The following is a 14662-nucleotide window of genomic DNA, read 5'->3' as shown; positions in this document are numbered from 1 at the left end:
GGCTTGGCCATTTCCGCAGCAGCCGGCGATCCCGGCTCGCGGCATGGCCGGGCGTTCAGCGAAGCCCATCATGACTCCAGAAACCCAGGCCATCGGCCGCGCGCCGGACCGGTTCTCCATGCTGTTCCAACCCGGCTGGCATCTGCGCGACGAGTGCGTCGTCATGCCGGCGCCGAAGCCGGCCGCGCCGGTGGTCGACCTGCAGGCGCACCTGGCGACGCACTACGCGCAGCTGCACCGGCGCCTCGAGCGGTATCTGGGGTGCGCGGACTTCGCGAGCGAATGCCTGCACGACGCCTGGCTGCGCCTGGGCGAGAAGCGGCCGCAGGAAGCGCCGGCGAACCCCGACGCGTATGTCTACCGCGTGGCCTGCAACCTCGCGATGGACAGCCTGCGCTCGCGCAAGCGCTGGCCGGGAGGAGCGACCGAGGACGATGCCGACATCGACGTCATCGCCGACCTGCAGCCCGGCCCCGAGCTGATCGCGGAGGCGCGCTCGGAAGTGGCGGCGGTGGACCGCGCCATGCAGAGCCTGCCGCGCGGCCATCGCTCGGTGCTGCTGGCCTTGCGCCTGCACGAGATGTCGCGCCAGGAGGTTGCAAGGCGCCATGGCGTTTCGGTACGCAGGGTGGACACCACGCTCAGGCAGGCCCTTGGCGTCCTGCGCTGAGCCCTTGGCGGGTGCGTTGCCTCCTGCCATGCGGAAGAAGACTGATCCGCTCGCGCAGCCGTCACGCACCCTGTTGCATAGTCATTCGGGAACTGGAGGAAACAGGTGATGAAGTGGACGACACCCATGCGGGTCACCATGCAGGAGCTGGATGCGAAGCTCTCGAAGATCGTGGAGCAGGCGCGAGAGGGCCCCGTGGCGGTCAACCGCTACGGATCGCCATGGGTCTGGATCGTGAGCCACCAGGCCTGGGTGCAGGCCGACAACCTGCGCGCCCTGGTGCCCGAGGGCCATCCGCTCGTGGCGCTGCACGACCTGGTGGAAGACGCGCTGCGCTACGAGCGCGCGCTGCTGGCCGACCTGGAGCGCGAGCACGGCGGCAGGATCGGCGCATCGACGCTGCTGCGCAGCCTGGTGCTGCAGATCGTCTACTCGCTGGAAGACGGCGAGAAGGTGCACGAGAGCCTCACCTACAACATGCTGTTCCGCTGGTTCGTGGGCTTCGAGAAGTTCGCCGACGAGCTGCCCGGCCGCGTCGAGTTCACGCGCGACCTGAACGCGGTGGGCGCCGATCCGCGCGTGGCGCGCGTGATCACGCGCTGCCTCTCGAACACATTCCTGCCGGAATCCGGCGATGGCGATTTCAGAGTCAACCGCGGTCTGCTGCATGCGCTGTCGACCTGGGCCTGCGCCGCGGTCGTTCCGGAGGCGCGGCCGCGCGAGGCGGCGCGCTAGCGCATGCGGCTATCGCGCCGCGACGATGCCGGGCGTGGCCGGCTGCGGCAGCATCGGCGCGGCGATGCGCAAGGACGTGCCGGCCTTGTCGATCACAACCGCATTGGCCTCGATCGCGGTCAGCGTGAGCGATTTGCCGAGCGACTCGCCCTGCCGGTAGGGCCGGGGCGCCGCATCGTTCACCGACAGCACGGCAACGCCGTGCGCACCGGCTCTGATCAATCCCTTGACCGCGATGTTCGCGCGGACCTCACCGGGTCCGAACCAGGCTGCGAGTGCATCGGCCGCCGGGTCTGCCTGCGCGGTTTGCACCGGTGGCGGCAGCACGGCGGGAACGGGTGCGGACAGCAGGCGCGTCCAGGTCCCCACCCCCGCCACGACAAGCAGCAGGCCCGTGGCATGAACGGCGTATCGGATGGATGGTTTCATGGGCTCGGTCATCGGTGCTTTCCGGTTGATTGCCGCTGTGGCGGGCGCAGGACGCTCTGTCTATCACGCTGTCGTTGGGGTTTCGTGTCAGCGGGTTCATTGCGGTATCACACGCGATGCCTAGCATCGGCCGGGGCTTCTTCTTCCATCCATCAACACCATCAGCAAGTGGGCGCTGCAAGATGAATGCGTGCATGTCGCGGCGAACCCGGCGCGCGGAAGAGAGCGGCTTCTCGCTGATCGAGCTGATGATCGTGATGGTCATCGTCGGCATCGCGACAGCGGCGATCAGTCTTGCCGTCGCGCCCGATCCGGCGCAGGAACTGCGGCGCGACGCGCGCGAGCTGGCGCTGCGGCTGGCGGTGGCGCAGAACGAGGTACGCATCGACGGTCGCGTCATCGCATGGCAGGCCGATGCCGACGGTTATCGCTTCGCGCGCGGCACCTGGCAGGCCGCGCCCGGCAGCAGCATTCCCACGGTATCCACGCTCGGCACTCTCGACACCTTCGCGCGAGACGACGAGCTGCGCCCACGCCAATGGCGAGCGGGTCCGGTGGAGGTAACGCCGGCACGGCCCATCGTGCTGACCTCCGAGCCCATTGGCGCGGCATGGCGGCTCGAGCTGCGCCGTGACGGTGCCTCGGTGGCCGTGCTGCGCGATGCCGCGGGCGGCTACGAAGTGAAGTAGGCGACGCATGAACGAACCGCGCCTGCGAGAGGCGGGCTTCACGCTGATCGAGGTGCTGATCGCGCTGGCCATCGTCAGCATCGCGCTGGCGGCGATCGTGCGGGCTTCGAGCCTGACCATCACCAACCTCGGGCTGCTGGAGCAGCAGTCGCTGGCCATGCTGTCCGCCGAGAACCGCCTGGCGGAGTTGCGCATCGGCCAAGGGGCGGCCGCGCCGGGCGTGGTGCGCAGTGCCTGCCCGCAAGGTGGCCTGCGCCTGATGTGCCGCACGGAAGCCGGCATCGCCGTCGACGGGCTGCGCACAGTGACGGTGGATGTCTACCTTGCGGAAGACGGCGAGCGGCGCCTGGCTTCGCTGCGCACGCGCGTGCAGGACGGAGCGGGCAAATGACGCGAGCGCGCGGGCATGCCGGCTTCACGCTGATCGAGGTGATGATCGCCATCACCATCATGGCTGTGCTGAGCCTGATGGCATGGCGTGGCCTCGACAGCGTGAGCCGCGCCAACAGCGCGCTGGAGCGCCGCACCGAAGAAGTCGCAAGGCTGCTGCGTGCGCTCGACCAGCTGGAGCGCGACCTTTCCCAACGCGCGACCACCGAGCTTCCATGGCAGCCACCGGGCGGTGCGGCGGCGAGCGGGCTGTTGCCGGCTGCGCTGCAGGTGCGCAGGCAGGCCGAGCTGCCGTTCTTCATGGAGATCGTGCGGGCGGCGCCCGCCGCGCCGGGCCACTGGCAGCGGGTGCAGTGGTGGCAGCGCGGCGGCGTTCTCTATCGTGCGGCGGGGCCGGCGGCGGCGTCCTTTCCTTTGCCGCCGCCCGACATGGCCGATCGCGTGGCGCTGCTGGACGATGTCACCACCTTCGAACTCCGGGCGTGGGAGCCCGGCGCGGGCTGGCGCCAGCTGCCTGCGGTGTCGCCTGCGCGCGCGGGTGCGACGGGCATGGAGCTGGCACTTGGAATGCGGGCGGGCGCGGACCGCCAGGTGCAGACCTATCGCAGGGTCTTTGCGCTCGACTGAGTCGGGCGCCGCGAAACGGAGGCGGAACGCCTTGTGGCAAAGCGCGGCAGCCCGGATGATGGCCGGCGACTGCCGATATCTTTTCAGGATGCGCGGCGCGGCAACGCGCCGGCACCCATCACACCACTGCTGGAGAACACCATGAGCGAATCCGCCAACAGGACCATGCGGGCCATCGTGCTGGACGCGCCCGGCCCACCCGAGGCGCTGCGCTATCGCGAGCTGCCCGTGCCGGTGCCGCTCGATGGGCAGGTGCTCATCAGAGTCCGCGCCTTCGGCCTCAACCGGTCGGAGCTTCATACGCGGCTGGGGCTTGCGGAAGGCGTGACCTTCCCCCGCGTGCTCGGCATCGAAGCTTGCGGGCAGGTGGCCGCGTGCCCCGGAGGCGAGTTCGCGGTCGATCAGCAAGTGGTTGCGGTAATGGGGAACATGGGGCGCACCTACGACGGCGGCTATGCCGAGTACACCTGCGTGCCGGCAAGCCAGGTGATTCCGTTCAGGAGCGAGCTTCCCTGGAGCACGCTCGGCGCGGTGCCCGAGATGCTGCAGACGGCCTACGGCTCGCTGGTCAACGCGCTCGATGCGCAGCCGGGCCAGTCGATCCTGGTGCGAGGTGGAACTTCGTCGGTCGGCCTCGCCACCGCCATTCTGGCCAGGCAGCGCGGCCTCTTGGTCTTTTCGACGACGCGCAATCCCGGGAAGCGGGAGGTGCTCACGGCTGCCGGGGTCGATCATGTGATCGTCGATGACGGCGACGTGGCTTCGCAGGTTCGCAAGATCGTGCCGGGCGGCGTGGATCTCGCACTGGAACTGGTCGGCACGCCTACGCTGCCCGACACCTTGCGCGCGGTGCGGCCCAGGGGCGTCGTCTGCTTCACCGGAATGCTGTCGAACGAGTGGCTGGTCAAGGACTTCTATCCAATCGGCTACCTGAGGAACCTCGTGCGGCTTTGCGCGTATTCCGGCGATGCTTCCGACCTGCCGGCTTCGGTGCTCCAGAGCTATCTGGACGGCGTGAGCGCGGGCAGGCTCGCCGTACCCATCGACCATGTGTACGGCTTCGACGAGATCGTCGAGGCCCACAGGAAGATGGAGAGCAACAGCGCGGCGGGCAAGCTGGTGGTGGCCGTGTAGCAGACCACGCCGCCGATGACTTGAAGGTTTCCGGTCGCGTCTTCGAATGCCTTGCCCTTCCGGCCGGGCGGTCGCGCTTCATAGACTGAAGCGCATCGCTCAACGGGAGAATCGCGAATGGAGAATCCAGTCTTTGTCGTGCCTGGACACGGCAATTCGGGCCCTGCGCATTGGCAGAGCATCTGGCAGTCGGCCCGGCCGGAGTGGCACAGGCTGCAGGTCGATGACTGGGATCTCGCGGTTTGCGACGAATGGGTCTCGGCGCTGGATCGGCAGGCAGGTGGGCTGGGCAGCGATCTGGTGGTCGTCGCGCACAGCCTGGGCTGCCTGGCCGTAGCGCACTGGGCGGCGCGGTGCACGCCGCGGATCCGAGGCGCCTTGCTCGTCGCGGTCCCCGATCCTCAGGCGGCTGCCTTTCCGGCGGACACCTCGCTGGGCTTCGAGCCGCTGCCGTCCGACCGGCTGCCGTTTCCGAGCATCGTGGTGGCCAGCAGTGACGATCCGTATGGCAGCGCGGCCTACGCGAACGAGCGCGCACGAGCGTGGGGCAGCGAGTTCGTCGAGGTGGGCGCGCGCGGGCACATCAATGCCGCGAGCGGCCTTGGCGATTGGCCTGATGGCTATCGGCTGTTGCAGCGGTTGCTCTGAACCGCCGGCAGGCTAGAGCTGGTCCGTCGGCACGAACCACGAGAACAGCAGCAGCTGCAGCCGCGTCAGCATGCTGGAATCGGGCTCGCTGTCGAGCACCTCGTTGTTGACGTCGCCGGTGCCCACCCATTGCACGTTCTGGCCGTCGGGCTTGAGCGTGACGCGGTAGACGCCCTCGATGTCGTCGAGCTGGTAGGCGAAGAGCAGCGCCTGCGTCAGGTCGAAGCTGCGCACGCGCACGCCGAACTCGGTGTTCAGCCGGGCGGAGCGCGGGTCGAGGTTCATGGAGCCGAGCAGCACCCACTGCCTGTCGACCAGCGCCAGCTTGGCGTGCAGGCGGCCGCGCGCCTTCTTGAGCAGGGTGCGGAACTGGTCGCTGCGCTTGAGCTGCTGCGTGCTGACCTCGTACAGATTCACGCCCAGCTTGAGCATGTCGACGCGGTAGCGGTTGTAGTTGATGTTGACCAGCGGCTCGTCGCTGTCGGCCAGCGAGTTGGTGATGACCGTGATGTTCACGCCGTGCTCGCGGCCCATGCGGATGCGCTCCATGCCTTCGTCGCCCGGGATGAAGTAGGGCGAGATCACCACCACGTTCGACTGGGCCGTGGCCAGCATCTCGTGAAAGCGCTGCGCCAGCGACTGCGTGGGATGCGTCATGACGCCCAGCGCCTTGTTGGGACTGTCGGCGGAGGCATGCGCCTCGGCGCGCATCCACTTGGCCTCGTCGATGTTGGCGAGCTGGGCGCCCAGCGGCAGGTCGCCGAGCACGTCGGTAATGGGCAGCGGGTCGGGCGCCGGCGCGTGGGCGGGGGAGGTCGCCTGCTCGAAGTCGTCCTTCAGCGCCTGCGGCGTGCGGCTGGTGCTGGCCACCCGCTGCAGGGGATAGACCACGTCGCTGTTCCAGTAGGTGTCGAATATGGCGGCGGACTCGGGCACCACCGGGCCGGTCAGCAGCAGTTCGAAATCGATGAAGTTCGCGCTCTCGCTGCGCAGGAAGTATTCGTCCGCCAGGTTGCGCCCGCCGGCGATGGCCATGGCGCCGTCGGCCACGAACAGCTTGTTGTGCATGCGGTGGTTGAGCCGCCTGAAGTCGGTGAAGAACTCCAGCCAGCGCCCCGAGGAGTGGTCGCGCGCATTCACGAAGGGGTTGAAGAGCCGCACTTCGGCATTGGGCTCGGCGGCCAGGCCGAGCAGCAGGCGGTCCATGCCGGCGGTGTAGAAGTCGTCGAGCAGCAGCCGTACGCGCACGCCTCGCCGCGCGGCATTGCGCATTTCGCGCAGCAGCAGGCGTCCGGTCTTGTCGTTGCCGAGCTGGTAGGTCTGGATGTCGAGCGACGACTTGGCGCGCCGCATCAGCTCCAGCCGCGCGTCGAGCGCGAAGGAGGCCTCTATCAGCGGCCGCATGCTGCTCAGGCCGTCCGGCGGGGAATTGAGGCTGATGGCCGCGCGGCCGAGTTCGGTGGCCGGCGAGGCCGCGATGGCCAGGGTGGGCGGCTCGGGCGTGCGCGGCGGAAGGCCGGCACAGCCGGTGAGCGCAACGGCAGCCAGGAGGGCCGTCAGCCGCAGAGCCGGACCGCGCAGCGCGGGAAACAGAAGGGCAATGAGCTTGAGCATGAAGGCTGCCAACGCACGGGGAGCGTGCGGGCGGCATCGTAGCCGGTCCACTTCCGGCCCGAAGACGCAATTTCGCAACGCAACGCCCTTCATCGGTGGCGGTGATTCCGGGAAGCGGAAATTTGTCACGCTTAAAATGCGAATCGTTCTTATTAATAATTTCCGAGGAGCAGGGCAAGAATGAAGAGGTTGGTGGCGCGGCGCAAGGCCGTAACGGTGCTGGCGGGATGTCTGGCGATCTACACGCAGCACCAGGTGCTGGCCCAGACGACGAATGCAGCCACGCTGCCGGAAGTGCGGGTCGATGCGAGTGCCGAGGCCGAGACGGCGACCACGCCGGTGATCGGCTACCGCGCGAAGAACGCGGTCACCGCCACCAAGACCGATACGCCGCTGTCGGAAACGCCCCAGTCCGTGACCGTCGTCACGCGCGACCAGATGGTCGACCAGGGCGCCACCAACCTGCAGGACGCACTGAACTACGCGGCCGGTGTTCGTTCCGATGCCTACGGGCTCGACTCCCGCACCGACTCCATGCGGATACGGGGCGCCACCCCCGACGTCTACCTCGACGGACTGCGCCAGGCCTACGGCTACTACACCAGCACCACCCGCACCGAGCCCTACACGCTCGAGCGCCTCGAAGTGCTGCGCGGCCCATCGGGCATGCTGTTCGGCGCAGGCACGGCCGCCGGCGTGGTCAACATGGTCAGCAAGCGACCGCTGCAGGAAGCCCAGCGCGAGGTGGGCGTGCAGTTCGGCAGCTTCGGCCGCAAGCAGATCCAGGCCGACCTCACCGGTCCGCTGAATGCCGACGGCTCCCTGTCGTACCGGTTGATCGCCTTGCAGCGCAAGTCCGACACCCAGGTCGACTACGTACCTGACGACCGCAGCGTGATCGCGCCTTCGCTGACCTGGCGGCCCAACGCCATGACCTCGCTCACGCTGCAGGGCCTCTGGCAGAAGGACAAGAGCGGCAGCAGCTCGCAGTTCCTGCCGTGGGAGGGCACCCTGCTGCCGAACCCGAACGGGCGCCTGCCGAGCAGCCGCTTCATCGGCGAGCCGAGCGACTACTACGACAGCGAGCGCAGGACTTTCGGCTGGCAGTTCGAGCACAAGTTCGACGACAGCTGGACCTTCCGCCAGAACTTCCGCTACGCACGCAACGAAAACGACAACCGCTACCACTACGGCGGCGCGTTCGCGGGGGCCGCAAGCTGGGACGCCACCGACCCGGTCTTCAAGCGCGTGCTGGGCCGCTACTACGACAGCTCGCTCACGCGCAACCGCACGCAGACGATGGACAACCACCTCGAGGGCCACTTCCAGACCGGCGCCCTGAAGCACACGCTGCTCGTGGGCGCGGACTTCGCGCGCCAGCGCGAGAACGTCTGGGTCGGCACGACCTACGACACCATCGACGTCTATGCGCCGGTCTACGGCCATCTCGACGAGCCGGTGCGCGACGCGCGGCCGCGCACCCGCCAGCGCCAGACGGGCCTGTACCTGCAGGACCAGATCAAGCTCGACAACTGGATCTTCGTGGCGGGCCTGCGGCACGACAGGGCCGTGTCCAGCGCTGCGGGCAGCGAGTCGGACACGAGCAGCGCCACCACCAAGCGCTTCGGCGTGATGTACGCATCGCCTTCGGGCTGGTCGCCGTACCTGAGCTACAGCGAGTCATTCACGCCGCAGTCGGCCCGCGAGGGGCGCATCTTCAAGCCGCTGCGCGGCGAGCAGTGGGAAGCGGGCGTGAAGTACGAGCCCAAGGACCGCGCACTGGCCTTCAGCGCCGCGGTGTACGACCTGCGCGAGAAGAACCAGATCGCCGAACCGCAGCCCAAGGTGTTCACGCAGCTCGGCGAGACCAGGACCCGCGGCGTCGAGCTGGAAGCCAAGGGCTCGATCGGCCCGAACCTCGACCTGATCGCCCACTACAACTACGCCGACGCCGACGCGCTCATCGAAGGCCTGCCGAAGCACCAGGCGAGCGTCTGGGCCAAGTACAGGTTCTCGATCGGCGGCGTGAACGGCTTCTCGGCCGGTGCCGGCGTACGCATGATGAGTTCGTTCCGCGACATGCAGTCGGGCGTGGGTCCGCGCATTCCGGGCGTCGCGCTGGCCGACCTCGTGTTCGCCTACGAGACCGCCGCCTGGCGCTATGCGCTCAACATCAACAACGTGACGGACAAGGTCTACTTCAGCACCTGCCTGTCGCGAGGCGACTGCTGGTACGGCTCGCGCCGCAACATCGTCGCCAGCGCGACCTACCGCTTCTAGAAAGAAGCGTCTCCTTCACCAACAGAACACAAAGCAGCCACGACATGAACAGCCGAAAGATCAAGACCTGGGCCTGGGTGCACAAGTGGAGCAGCCTCGTGTGCACGGTGTTCATGCTGCTGCTTTGCATCACCGGCCTGCCGCTGATCTTTCACCATGAGATCGGCCACCTGCTGGGCACCGAGGTCGAGGCGCCGAAGATGCCGGCGGGCACGCCGCACATCAGCCTCGACCGCGTGCTCGAGGTGGCGAAGGCGAAGCACCCCGACCGCGTGGTGCAGTTCGCCTCGCAGCCCGAGGACGACGACGGCCTGTGGTTCGTCACGCTCACGCCCACGCCGGAACCCACGGACGACTTCAAGTCGGTCGCGGTCGACGCGCGCACGGGCGCGGTGCTCGCGCAGCCGAAGTTCGACGAGGGCTTCATGTACGTGATGTTCAAGCTGCACGTCGACCTCTTCGCGGGATTGCCGGGCAAGCTGTTCCTCGGCTTCATGGGCCTGCTGCTGCTGGTGGCCGTCGTCTCGGGCGTGGTGCTGTATTCGCCCTTCATGCGCAAGCTCGACTTCGGCACGGTGCGGCGCGAGAAGCGCCCGCGCCTGAAGTGGCTCGACCTGCACAACCTGCTGGGCATCGTCACGCTGGTGTGGGTGTTCGTGGTGGGCGCCACCGGCATGATCAACACGTGGGCCGACCTGGTCATCAAGTACTGGCAGTACGACCAGCTCAGCGCGCTGCTGACGCCCTACAAGAACGAGCCCGTCGTGGCGGTGAACGAGCGCGCCTCGGTGCAGCGCTCGATGGAGGCCGCGTTCCAGGCGGCCCCCGGCATGAAGCTGTCGTTCATCGCGTTCCCGGGCACATCGTTCTCGAGCCCGCACCACACGACCTTCTTCCTGCGCGGCAGCGAGCCCTTCACCTCGAAGCTCCTGCAGCCCGTGCTGGTGGACGCCAAGACGGCGGAGGTGACCGCGTCGCCCAAGCTGCCCTGGTACCTCTGGGCGCTGCTGGTGTCGCAGCCGCTGCACTTCGGCGACTACGGCGGCATGCCGATGCAGATCATCTGGGCGCTGCTCGACATCGCGACCATCATCGTGCTGGGCAGCGGCCTGTATCTCTGGCTCAAGCGGGGCAACACCGTGCCGGCCGCTTCGAAGAAGGCCGGGGCGCATGAAGAGCAGCAGCACGCGCCCGGCGGCACCGCGGCGCAACCGGAGCCGGCACCGGCGATGAAGGCGCAGGCATGAAGCAGCAGCAACATCATCAACATCACGGCTTCTGGCGCATGTGGGGCTGGCCGATCACGCTGGGCCTGCTCACCGTCTTCGGCCTGATCTCGGCGCTCTTCAGCGACGGCGGGCTGGGCGACGTCCTCGCCTGGTTCGCGCTGGGCATCCCTGTCGTGGTGTGCGCCTGGTACGGCTGGCGCAAGGCGCCGGCCGGCAAGTCCTAGTTTTCCCTGAGAGTCGCGCCACCGCGACACGCACGGCCGGCGCGCCGAAGCAGAATCTGCGCGATGAACATCGCGCCCGTCGCTTCCGCCGCCGCCGGCCTCCTGCTGCTCACAGCCCCGATGGCCGCGCAGGCCCAGCAGGAGCCGGAGCCTGACGACCGCGCTGCGACCCTGCGCGAGATCACCGTGTCCACGCCTCGCGGCGAGATAGCGCCCTTCAACGTGCCCGGTTCGGTGGATCGCGTCGACGGCAACGAGATGCGCGACAGCCGCCTGCAGGTCAACCTTTCGGAGGGGCTCGGCGCGGTGCCGGGCCTGCAGGTGCAGAACCGCATGAACTATGCGCAGGACCTGCAGCTGTCCATCCGCGGCTTCGGCGCGCGCTCCACCTTCGGCGTGCGCGGCGTGCGGCTGTACGTGGACGGCATTCCCGCGACCCTGCCCGACGGCCAGGGCCAGACTTCGAACATCGACATCGGCTCGCTCGACCGCATCGAGGTCCTGCGCGGGCCCTTCTCGGCGCTGTACGGAAATTCTTCCGGCGGCGTGGTGCAGGCCTTCACCGCCTCTGGGGAGGGCCCACCCCGTTTGTCGTACTCGCTCGCGGGCGGCAGCTTCGGCACCTGGCGGCAGTCGCTGCAGGTCAGCGGATCGCAGGGCGCGGTCGACTACCTGCTCGACGCGAGCCGCTTCCATACCGACGGCTGGCGCGAGCACAGCGCCGCGTGGCGCGACATCGCCAACGGCAAGCTCGGTATCGCGCTCGACAACGGCGACAGGCTCACGCTGGTCTTCAACAGCGTGCGCATCGACGCGCAAGATCCATTGGGCCTCACCGCCGACCAGTACGCGCTGGCGCCGCGCAACGCGCCGCTGGCGACGCAGTACGACACCCGCAAGACGGTCGAGCAGACGCAGGTCGGCCTCCTCTACGAACACCGCATCGACGCCACGCAGGGGCTGCGCCTCATGGTCTACGGCGGCCAGCGCAAGACCACGCAGTTCCAGTCGATCCCGCCGTCGGCGCAGCAGAACCCGCTGCATGCGGGAGGCGTGATCGACCTGTCGCGGCAGTACGGCGGCGTGGACCTGCGCTGGAACGGCGCGTTCACGCTGGCCGGCCGCCCCTTCGAGGTGGTGGCGGGCCTGGGCTATGACAGCCTGCGCGAAAAGCGCCGAGGCTACGAGAACTACCTCGGCCCGGTTTCCGCGCCGGTGCTCGGCGTGCAGGGGCGGCTGCGGCGCAACGAGCTCAACGAGGCATGGAACCTCGACCCCTACGCGCAAGCCACCTGGCGCCTTGCCGATCGCTGGACACTCGAAGCCGGCGTGCGCCGCAGCAGCGTGCACTTCAACTCGCAGGACCGCTACATCGTCGGGGCCAACCGCGACGACAGCGGCAGCGCGCGCTACAGCAAGACCTTGCCGGTGGCCTCGCTGCGCTACCAGGCCACGCAGGACCTGGCGTTGTACGGTTCCATTGGACGCGGCTTCGAGACGCCGACGCTGAACGAGATTTCCTACCGTGCGAACGGCGCGAGCGGTCTCAACTTCGCGCTGCGGCCGTCGGTCAACGACAGCATCGAGGTCGGCGCCAAGGCGCGGCTTGCCGGCGGCCTGCTGACGGCGGCGCTGTTCCAGACCCGCACCCGCGACGAGATCGTGACGGACACCAACATCGGCGGCCGCGCCACCTTCCAGAACGCGGGCCGCACGAAGCGCAACGGCTTCGAGCTGGGCTGGCAGCACGAGACCGCGAACCACTGGCGCACGCAGCTGGCCTACACCTGGCTGGACGCGACCTACCGCGATGCCTTCTGTTCGCCGTCTCCATGCGCGGCAGCGAACACCGTGGCGGCGGGCAACCGAATTCCGGGCATCGCGCGGCAGTCGCTTTTCGCGTCGCTGGGGTGGGTGCCGCCCGAAGGCTGGCGCGCCGGCGTCGAGATGCGTGCGCTGGGCAGCATCCAGGCCAACGACGTCAACACCGCGAGCGCGCCGGGCTATGTCGTAGCGGCGGTGTATGCGGGCTACCTGAAGAAGTGGGAGCGCTGGGAGTTCAACGCCTTCGCGCGTATCGACAACCTGTTCGACCGGCGCTACGTGGGCTCGGTGATCGTCAACGAAGGCAACGGCCGCTACTACGAGCCGGCGCCGGGTCGCAACTGGACGGTCGGGTTGAGCGGTGCCTACCGGTTCTGAAGGGGTGAAATAAAAACGGCGGGCAATGCCCGCCGTTGTTTCGCTCGATGTCGCGTGCTCAGAACGCCGCGGGCCGCCACTTCAGTAGGCGCTTCTCGAGCGAGCTCAGCAGGAAGTCGGCCGCCAGCGCGACCACCGCGAGCACGATCATCGCCGCGAACACGCCGCTGGCGTTGAAGGCGCCCTGCGCGGTGGAAATCAGCAGGCCGATGCCTTCCTTGGCGCCGAGGAACTCGCCGACCACCGCACCGACCAGCGCAAAGCCGAAGCTCACGTGCAGGCTGGCCAGGATCCACGACATGGCCGAGGGAATCACCACCGACATCGTCAGCTGGCGCGGCGAGGCGCCCAGGATCTGCGCGTTCGCGATCATGTACTTGTCGGCCTCGCGCACGCCCTGGAAGGCATTGCCGAACACCACGAAGAACACCATCACCACCGCCAGCGCCACCTTCGAGGCCATGCCCAGGCCCAGCGCGATCACGAAGATCGAGCCCAGCACCACGCGCGGGATCGAGTTGGCGATCTGGATGTAGAGGCTGAACACATCCGACAGCAGCTTGTTGCGGCCGAGCACGATGCCGCACAGCACGCCGGCGATCGAGCCGATCAGGAAGCCGATCACCGTTTCTTCCAGCGTGACCGCGACCTGCATCCACAGCGAGCCTTGCGAAGTGCCGTCGCGCATCCACTCCACGAGCTGGTCGTAGATCATCGAGGGCATCGAATAGAAGAAGGGGTCGATCCACTTCAGGCGGGCCGCGATTTCCCAGCCGCCGAGCGCGACGACCAGCACGATCAGCCGCAGCGCGATGATCATGCGGCGCCGGCCGCGGATGGCCGCCTGCGCGATTTCGGATTCGCGCGCCAGCGCGGCGTCGCTCAGCGAGGAGGGCAGCACGGCCGCCGTGGGGGTGGAGGAGGGCGTCATTGTGTTCGTTGCCGTTGTTGTCGTCATGGTGTTCACTGGATGACCACTTCTTCGCGCAGGTCGTCCCAGATGTGCCGCGACAGCTCGATGAACTGCGGGTCGTAGCGCACTTCGGACATGACGCGCGGGCGCGGCAGGTCGATCTCGTAGACGCGCTTGAGCGTGGCGGGGCGCGCCGAGAGTACGAACACGCGGTCGGCCAGCGCAATCGCCTCTTCCAGATCGTGCGTGACGAACACCACACTGCCGCCGTTGCCCGACCACAGCTGCAGCAGCTCGTCCTGCATCAGGGTGCGGGTCTGCATGTCGAGCGCGGAGAAGGGCTCGTCCATCAGCAGGATCTCGGGGTTGTTGATGAAGGTCTGCGCCAGCGCCACGCGCTTGCGCATGCCGCCCGAGAGCTGGTGCGGGTAGTGCTTGCCGAACTTGGCCAGGCCCACGCGGTGGATCCACTCGTTCGCGAGTTCGAGGGCTTCCTTCTTCGGCTTGCCGCGGAAGATCGGGCCGGCGGCCACGTTGTCTTCCACGCTGCGCCACGGGAACACCGCGTCGGCCTGGAACACGAAGCCGATGCGCGGGTCGATGCCGGTCACCGGCTGGCCCATCACGCGCACGTCGCCCACCGTGGGCTTGAGCAGCCCGGTGATCATGTTCAGCGTGGTCGACTTGCCGCAGCCCGTGGGACCGACGATGGCGACGAACTCGCCGCGCGCCACCGACATGCTGAAGTTGCGCAGCGCCACGGTGGCGTTGCCGTCCTGCGAGATGAAGCGCAGCGACACGTCGTTGAAGTCGATGGCCGAGGTCACGGTGCTGCCGTTGCCGTTGCCGTTGCTGCTGGGGGGAGTTCCGTTGCGCAT

General features: G+C 68.1%; 15 protein-coding genes. 11 read left to right on the top strand and 4 right to left on the bottom strand.

The window, feature by feature from the left end; all coding sequences use genetic code 11:
* The first annotated feature begins 70 nt into the window (after positions 1–70).
* Together EJO71_RS07180 and EJO71_RS07175 are read left to right on the top strand one after the other, a co-directional pair.
* Entirely contained in the window at positions 71–670 is a 600-nt protein-coding gene (locus EJO71_RS07180) for a sigma-70 family RNA polymerase sigma factor (protein WP_164546758.1), read from the top strand.
* Between the two features lie 108 nt (positions 671–778).
* Entirely contained in the window at positions 779–1405 is a 627-nt protein-coding gene (locus tag EJO71_RS07175) for a transposase (protein ID WP_125947466.1), read from the top strand.
* Between the two features lie 9 nt (positions 1406–1414).
* On the opposite strand, the gene EJO71_RS07170 is transcribed toward EJO71_RS07175, so the two are convergent.
* Complete coding sequence (locus tag EJO71_RS07170; protein ID WP_125947467.1) at positions 1415–1834, bottom strand: general secretion pathway protein GspC; 420 nt, start codon at positions 1832–1834, stop codon at positions 1415–1417.
* A gap of 194 nt (positions 1835–2028) precedes the next feature.
* Here EJO71_RS07170 and EJO71_RS07165 point away from each other — a divergent pair, with 194 nt between their 5' ends.
* The 5 genes from EJO71_RS07165 (at position 2029) to EJO71_RS07145 (ending at position 5322) form a co-directional block, all read left to right on the top strand.
* Entirely contained in the window at positions 2029–2523 is a 495-nt protein-coding gene (locus EJO71_RS07165) for a prepilin-type N-terminal cleavage/methylation domain-containing protein (protein ID WP_125947468.1), read from the top strand.
* 7 nt (positions 2524–2530) lie between these two features.
* Positions 2531–2914, top strand: a complete 384-nt coding sequence (gene gspI, locus EJO71_RS07160; protein WP_125947469.1) for a type II secretion system minor pseudopilin GspI — start codon at positions 2531–2533, stop codon at positions 2912–2914.
* Positions 2911–3540: a prepilin-type N-terminal cleavage/methylation domain-containing protein gene (locus EJO71_RS07155; protein WP_125947470.1), complete on the top strand. Its 630-nt coding sequence runs from the start codon at positions 2911–2913 to the stop codon at positions 3538–3540. Before gspI ends, EJO71_RS07155 begins: the two co-directional genes overlap by 4 nt.
* Before the next feature lie 141 nt (positions 3541–3681).
* Positions 3682–4674 carry a zinc-binding alcohol dehydrogenase family protein gene (locus EJO71_RS07150; RefSeq protein ID WP_206168994.1) on the top strand — a complete coding sequence of 331 codons (993 nt, stop codon included), beginning with the start codon at positions 3682–3684 and terminating at the stop codon, positions 4672–4674.
* Between the two features lie 117 nt (positions 4675–4791).
* Positions 4792–5322, top strand: coding sequence for an alpha/beta hydrolase (locus EJO71_RS07145; RefSeq protein ID WP_125947471.1), 531 nt, complete (start codon positions 4792–4794; stop codon positions 5320–5322).
* A 12-nt stretch (positions 5323–5334) separates the two neighbouring features.
* Here EJO71_RS07145 and EJO71_RS07140 read toward each other — a convergent pair whose 3' ends face one another.
* Positions 5335–6936: a phospholipase D family protein gene (locus tag EJO71_RS07140; protein WP_125947472.1), complete on the bottom strand. Its 1602-nt coding sequence runs from the start codon at positions 6934–6936 to the stop codon at positions 5335–5337.
* A gap of 180 nt (positions 6937–7116) precedes the next feature.
* On the opposite strand from EJO71_RS07140, the gene EJO71_RS07135 reads away from it, so the two are divergent.
* The 4 genes from EJO71_RS07135 (at position 7117) to EJO71_RS07120 (ending at position 12871) form a co-directional block, all read left to right on the top strand.
* Positions 7117–9216, top strand: a complete 2100-nt coding sequence (locus EJO71_RS07135) for a TonB-dependent siderophore receptor (RefSeq protein WP_125947473.1) — start codon at positions 7117–7119, stop codon at positions 9214–9216.
* Positions 9217–9260: 44 nt separating this feature from the next.
* Entirely contained in the window at positions 9261–10463 is a 1203-nt protein-coding gene (locus EJO71_RS07130; protein ID WP_125947474.1) for a PepSY domain-containing protein, read from the top strand.
* Positions 10460–10669: a hypothetical protein gene (locus tag EJO71_RS07125; protein ID WP_125947475.1), complete on the top strand. Its 210-nt coding sequence runs from the start codon at positions 10460–10462 to the stop codon at positions 10667–10669. Before EJO71_RS07130 ends, EJO71_RS07125 begins: the two co-directional genes overlap by 4 nt.
* 63 nt (positions 10670–10732) lie before the next feature.
* Positions 10733–12871, top strand: coding sequence for a TonB-dependent receptor (locus EJO71_RS07120; RefSeq protein ID WP_125947476.1), 2139 nt, complete (start codon positions 10733–10735; stop codon positions 12869–12871).
* 58 nt (positions 12872–12929) lie between these two features.
* Here EJO71_RS07120 and EJO71_RS07115 read toward each other — a convergent pair whose 3' ends face one another.
* Entirely contained in the window at positions 12930–13802 is an 873-nt protein-coding gene (locus EJO71_RS07115) for an ABC transporter permease (protein ID WP_125948042.1), read from the bottom strand.
* 32 nt (positions 13803–13834) lie between these two features.
* Positions 13835–14662: an ABC transporter ATP-binding protein gene (locus EJO71_RS07110; RefSeq protein ID WP_125947477.1), complete on the bottom strand. Its 828-nt coding sequence runs from the start codon at positions 14660–14662 to the stop codon at positions 13835–13837.

It is taken from the genome of Variovorax sp. 679, assembly GCF_003952185.1.
Classification (GTDB): Bacteria; Pseudomonadota; Gammaproteobacteria; order Burkholderiales; family Burkholderiaceae_C; genus Variovorax.
Note: the sequence above shows the minus strand (reverse complement) of the source record. Positions and strands in the feature narration are given on the sequence as shown.

Coding starts and splice junctions, on each gene's coding strand:
- EJO71_RS07180 (WP_164546758.1), top strand. CDS start 71: ATGACTCCAGAAACCCAGGCCATCGGCCGCGCGCCGGACCGGTTCTCC.
- EJO71_RS07175 (WP_125947466.1), top strand. CDS start 779: ATGAAGTGGACGACACCCATGCGGGTCACCATGCAGGAGCTGGATGCG.
- EJO71_RS07170 (WP_125947467.1), bottom strand. CDS start 1,834: ATGAAACCATCCATCCGATACGCCGTTCATGCCACGGGCCTGCTGCTT.
- EJO71_RS07165 (WP_125947468.1), top strand. CDS start 2,029: ATGTCGCGGCGAACCCGGCGCGCGGAAGAGAGCGGCTTCTCGCTGATC.
- gspI (WP_125947469.1), top strand. CDS start 2,531: ATGAACGAACCGCGCCTGCGAGAGGCGGGCTTCACGCTGATCGAGGTG.
- EJO71_RS07155 (WP_125947470.1), top strand. CDS start 2,911: ATGACGCGAGCGCGCGGGCATGCCGGCTTCACGCTGATCGAGGTGATG.
- EJO71_RS07150 (WP_206168994.1), top strand. CDS start 3,682: ATGAGCGAATCCGCCAACAGGACCATGCGGGCCATCGTGCTGGACGCG.
- EJO71_RS07145 (WP_125947471.1), top strand. CDS start 4,792: ATGGAGAATCCAGTCTTTGTCGTGCCTGGACACGGCAATTCGGGCCCT.
- EJO71_RS07140 (WP_125947472.1), bottom strand. CDS start 6,936: ATGCTCAAGCTCATTGCCCTTCTGTTTCCCGCGCTGCGCGGTCCGGCT.
- EJO71_RS07135 (WP_125947473.1), top strand. CDS start 7,117: ATGAAGAGGTTGGTGGCGCGGCGCAAGGCCGTAACGGTGCTGGCGGGA.
- EJO71_RS07130 (WP_125947474.1), top strand. CDS start 9,261: ATGAACAGCCGAAAGATCAAGACCTGGGCCTGGGTGCACAAGTGGAGC.
- EJO71_RS07125 (WP_125947475.1), top strand. CDS start 10,460: ATGAAGCAGCAGCAACATCATCAACATCACGGCTTCTGGCGCATGTGG.
- EJO71_RS07120 (WP_125947476.1), top strand. CDS start 10,733: ATGAACATCGCGCCCGTCGCTTCCGCCGCCGCCGGCCTCCTGCTGCTC.
- EJO71_RS07115 (WP_125948042.1), bottom strand. CDS start 13,802: ATGACGCCCTCCTCCACCCCCACGGCGGCCGTGCTGCCCTCCTCGCTG.
- EJO71_RS07110 (WP_125947477.1), bottom strand. CDS start 14,662: ATGCGCAACGGAACTCCCCCCAGCAGCAACGGCAACGGCAACGGCAGC.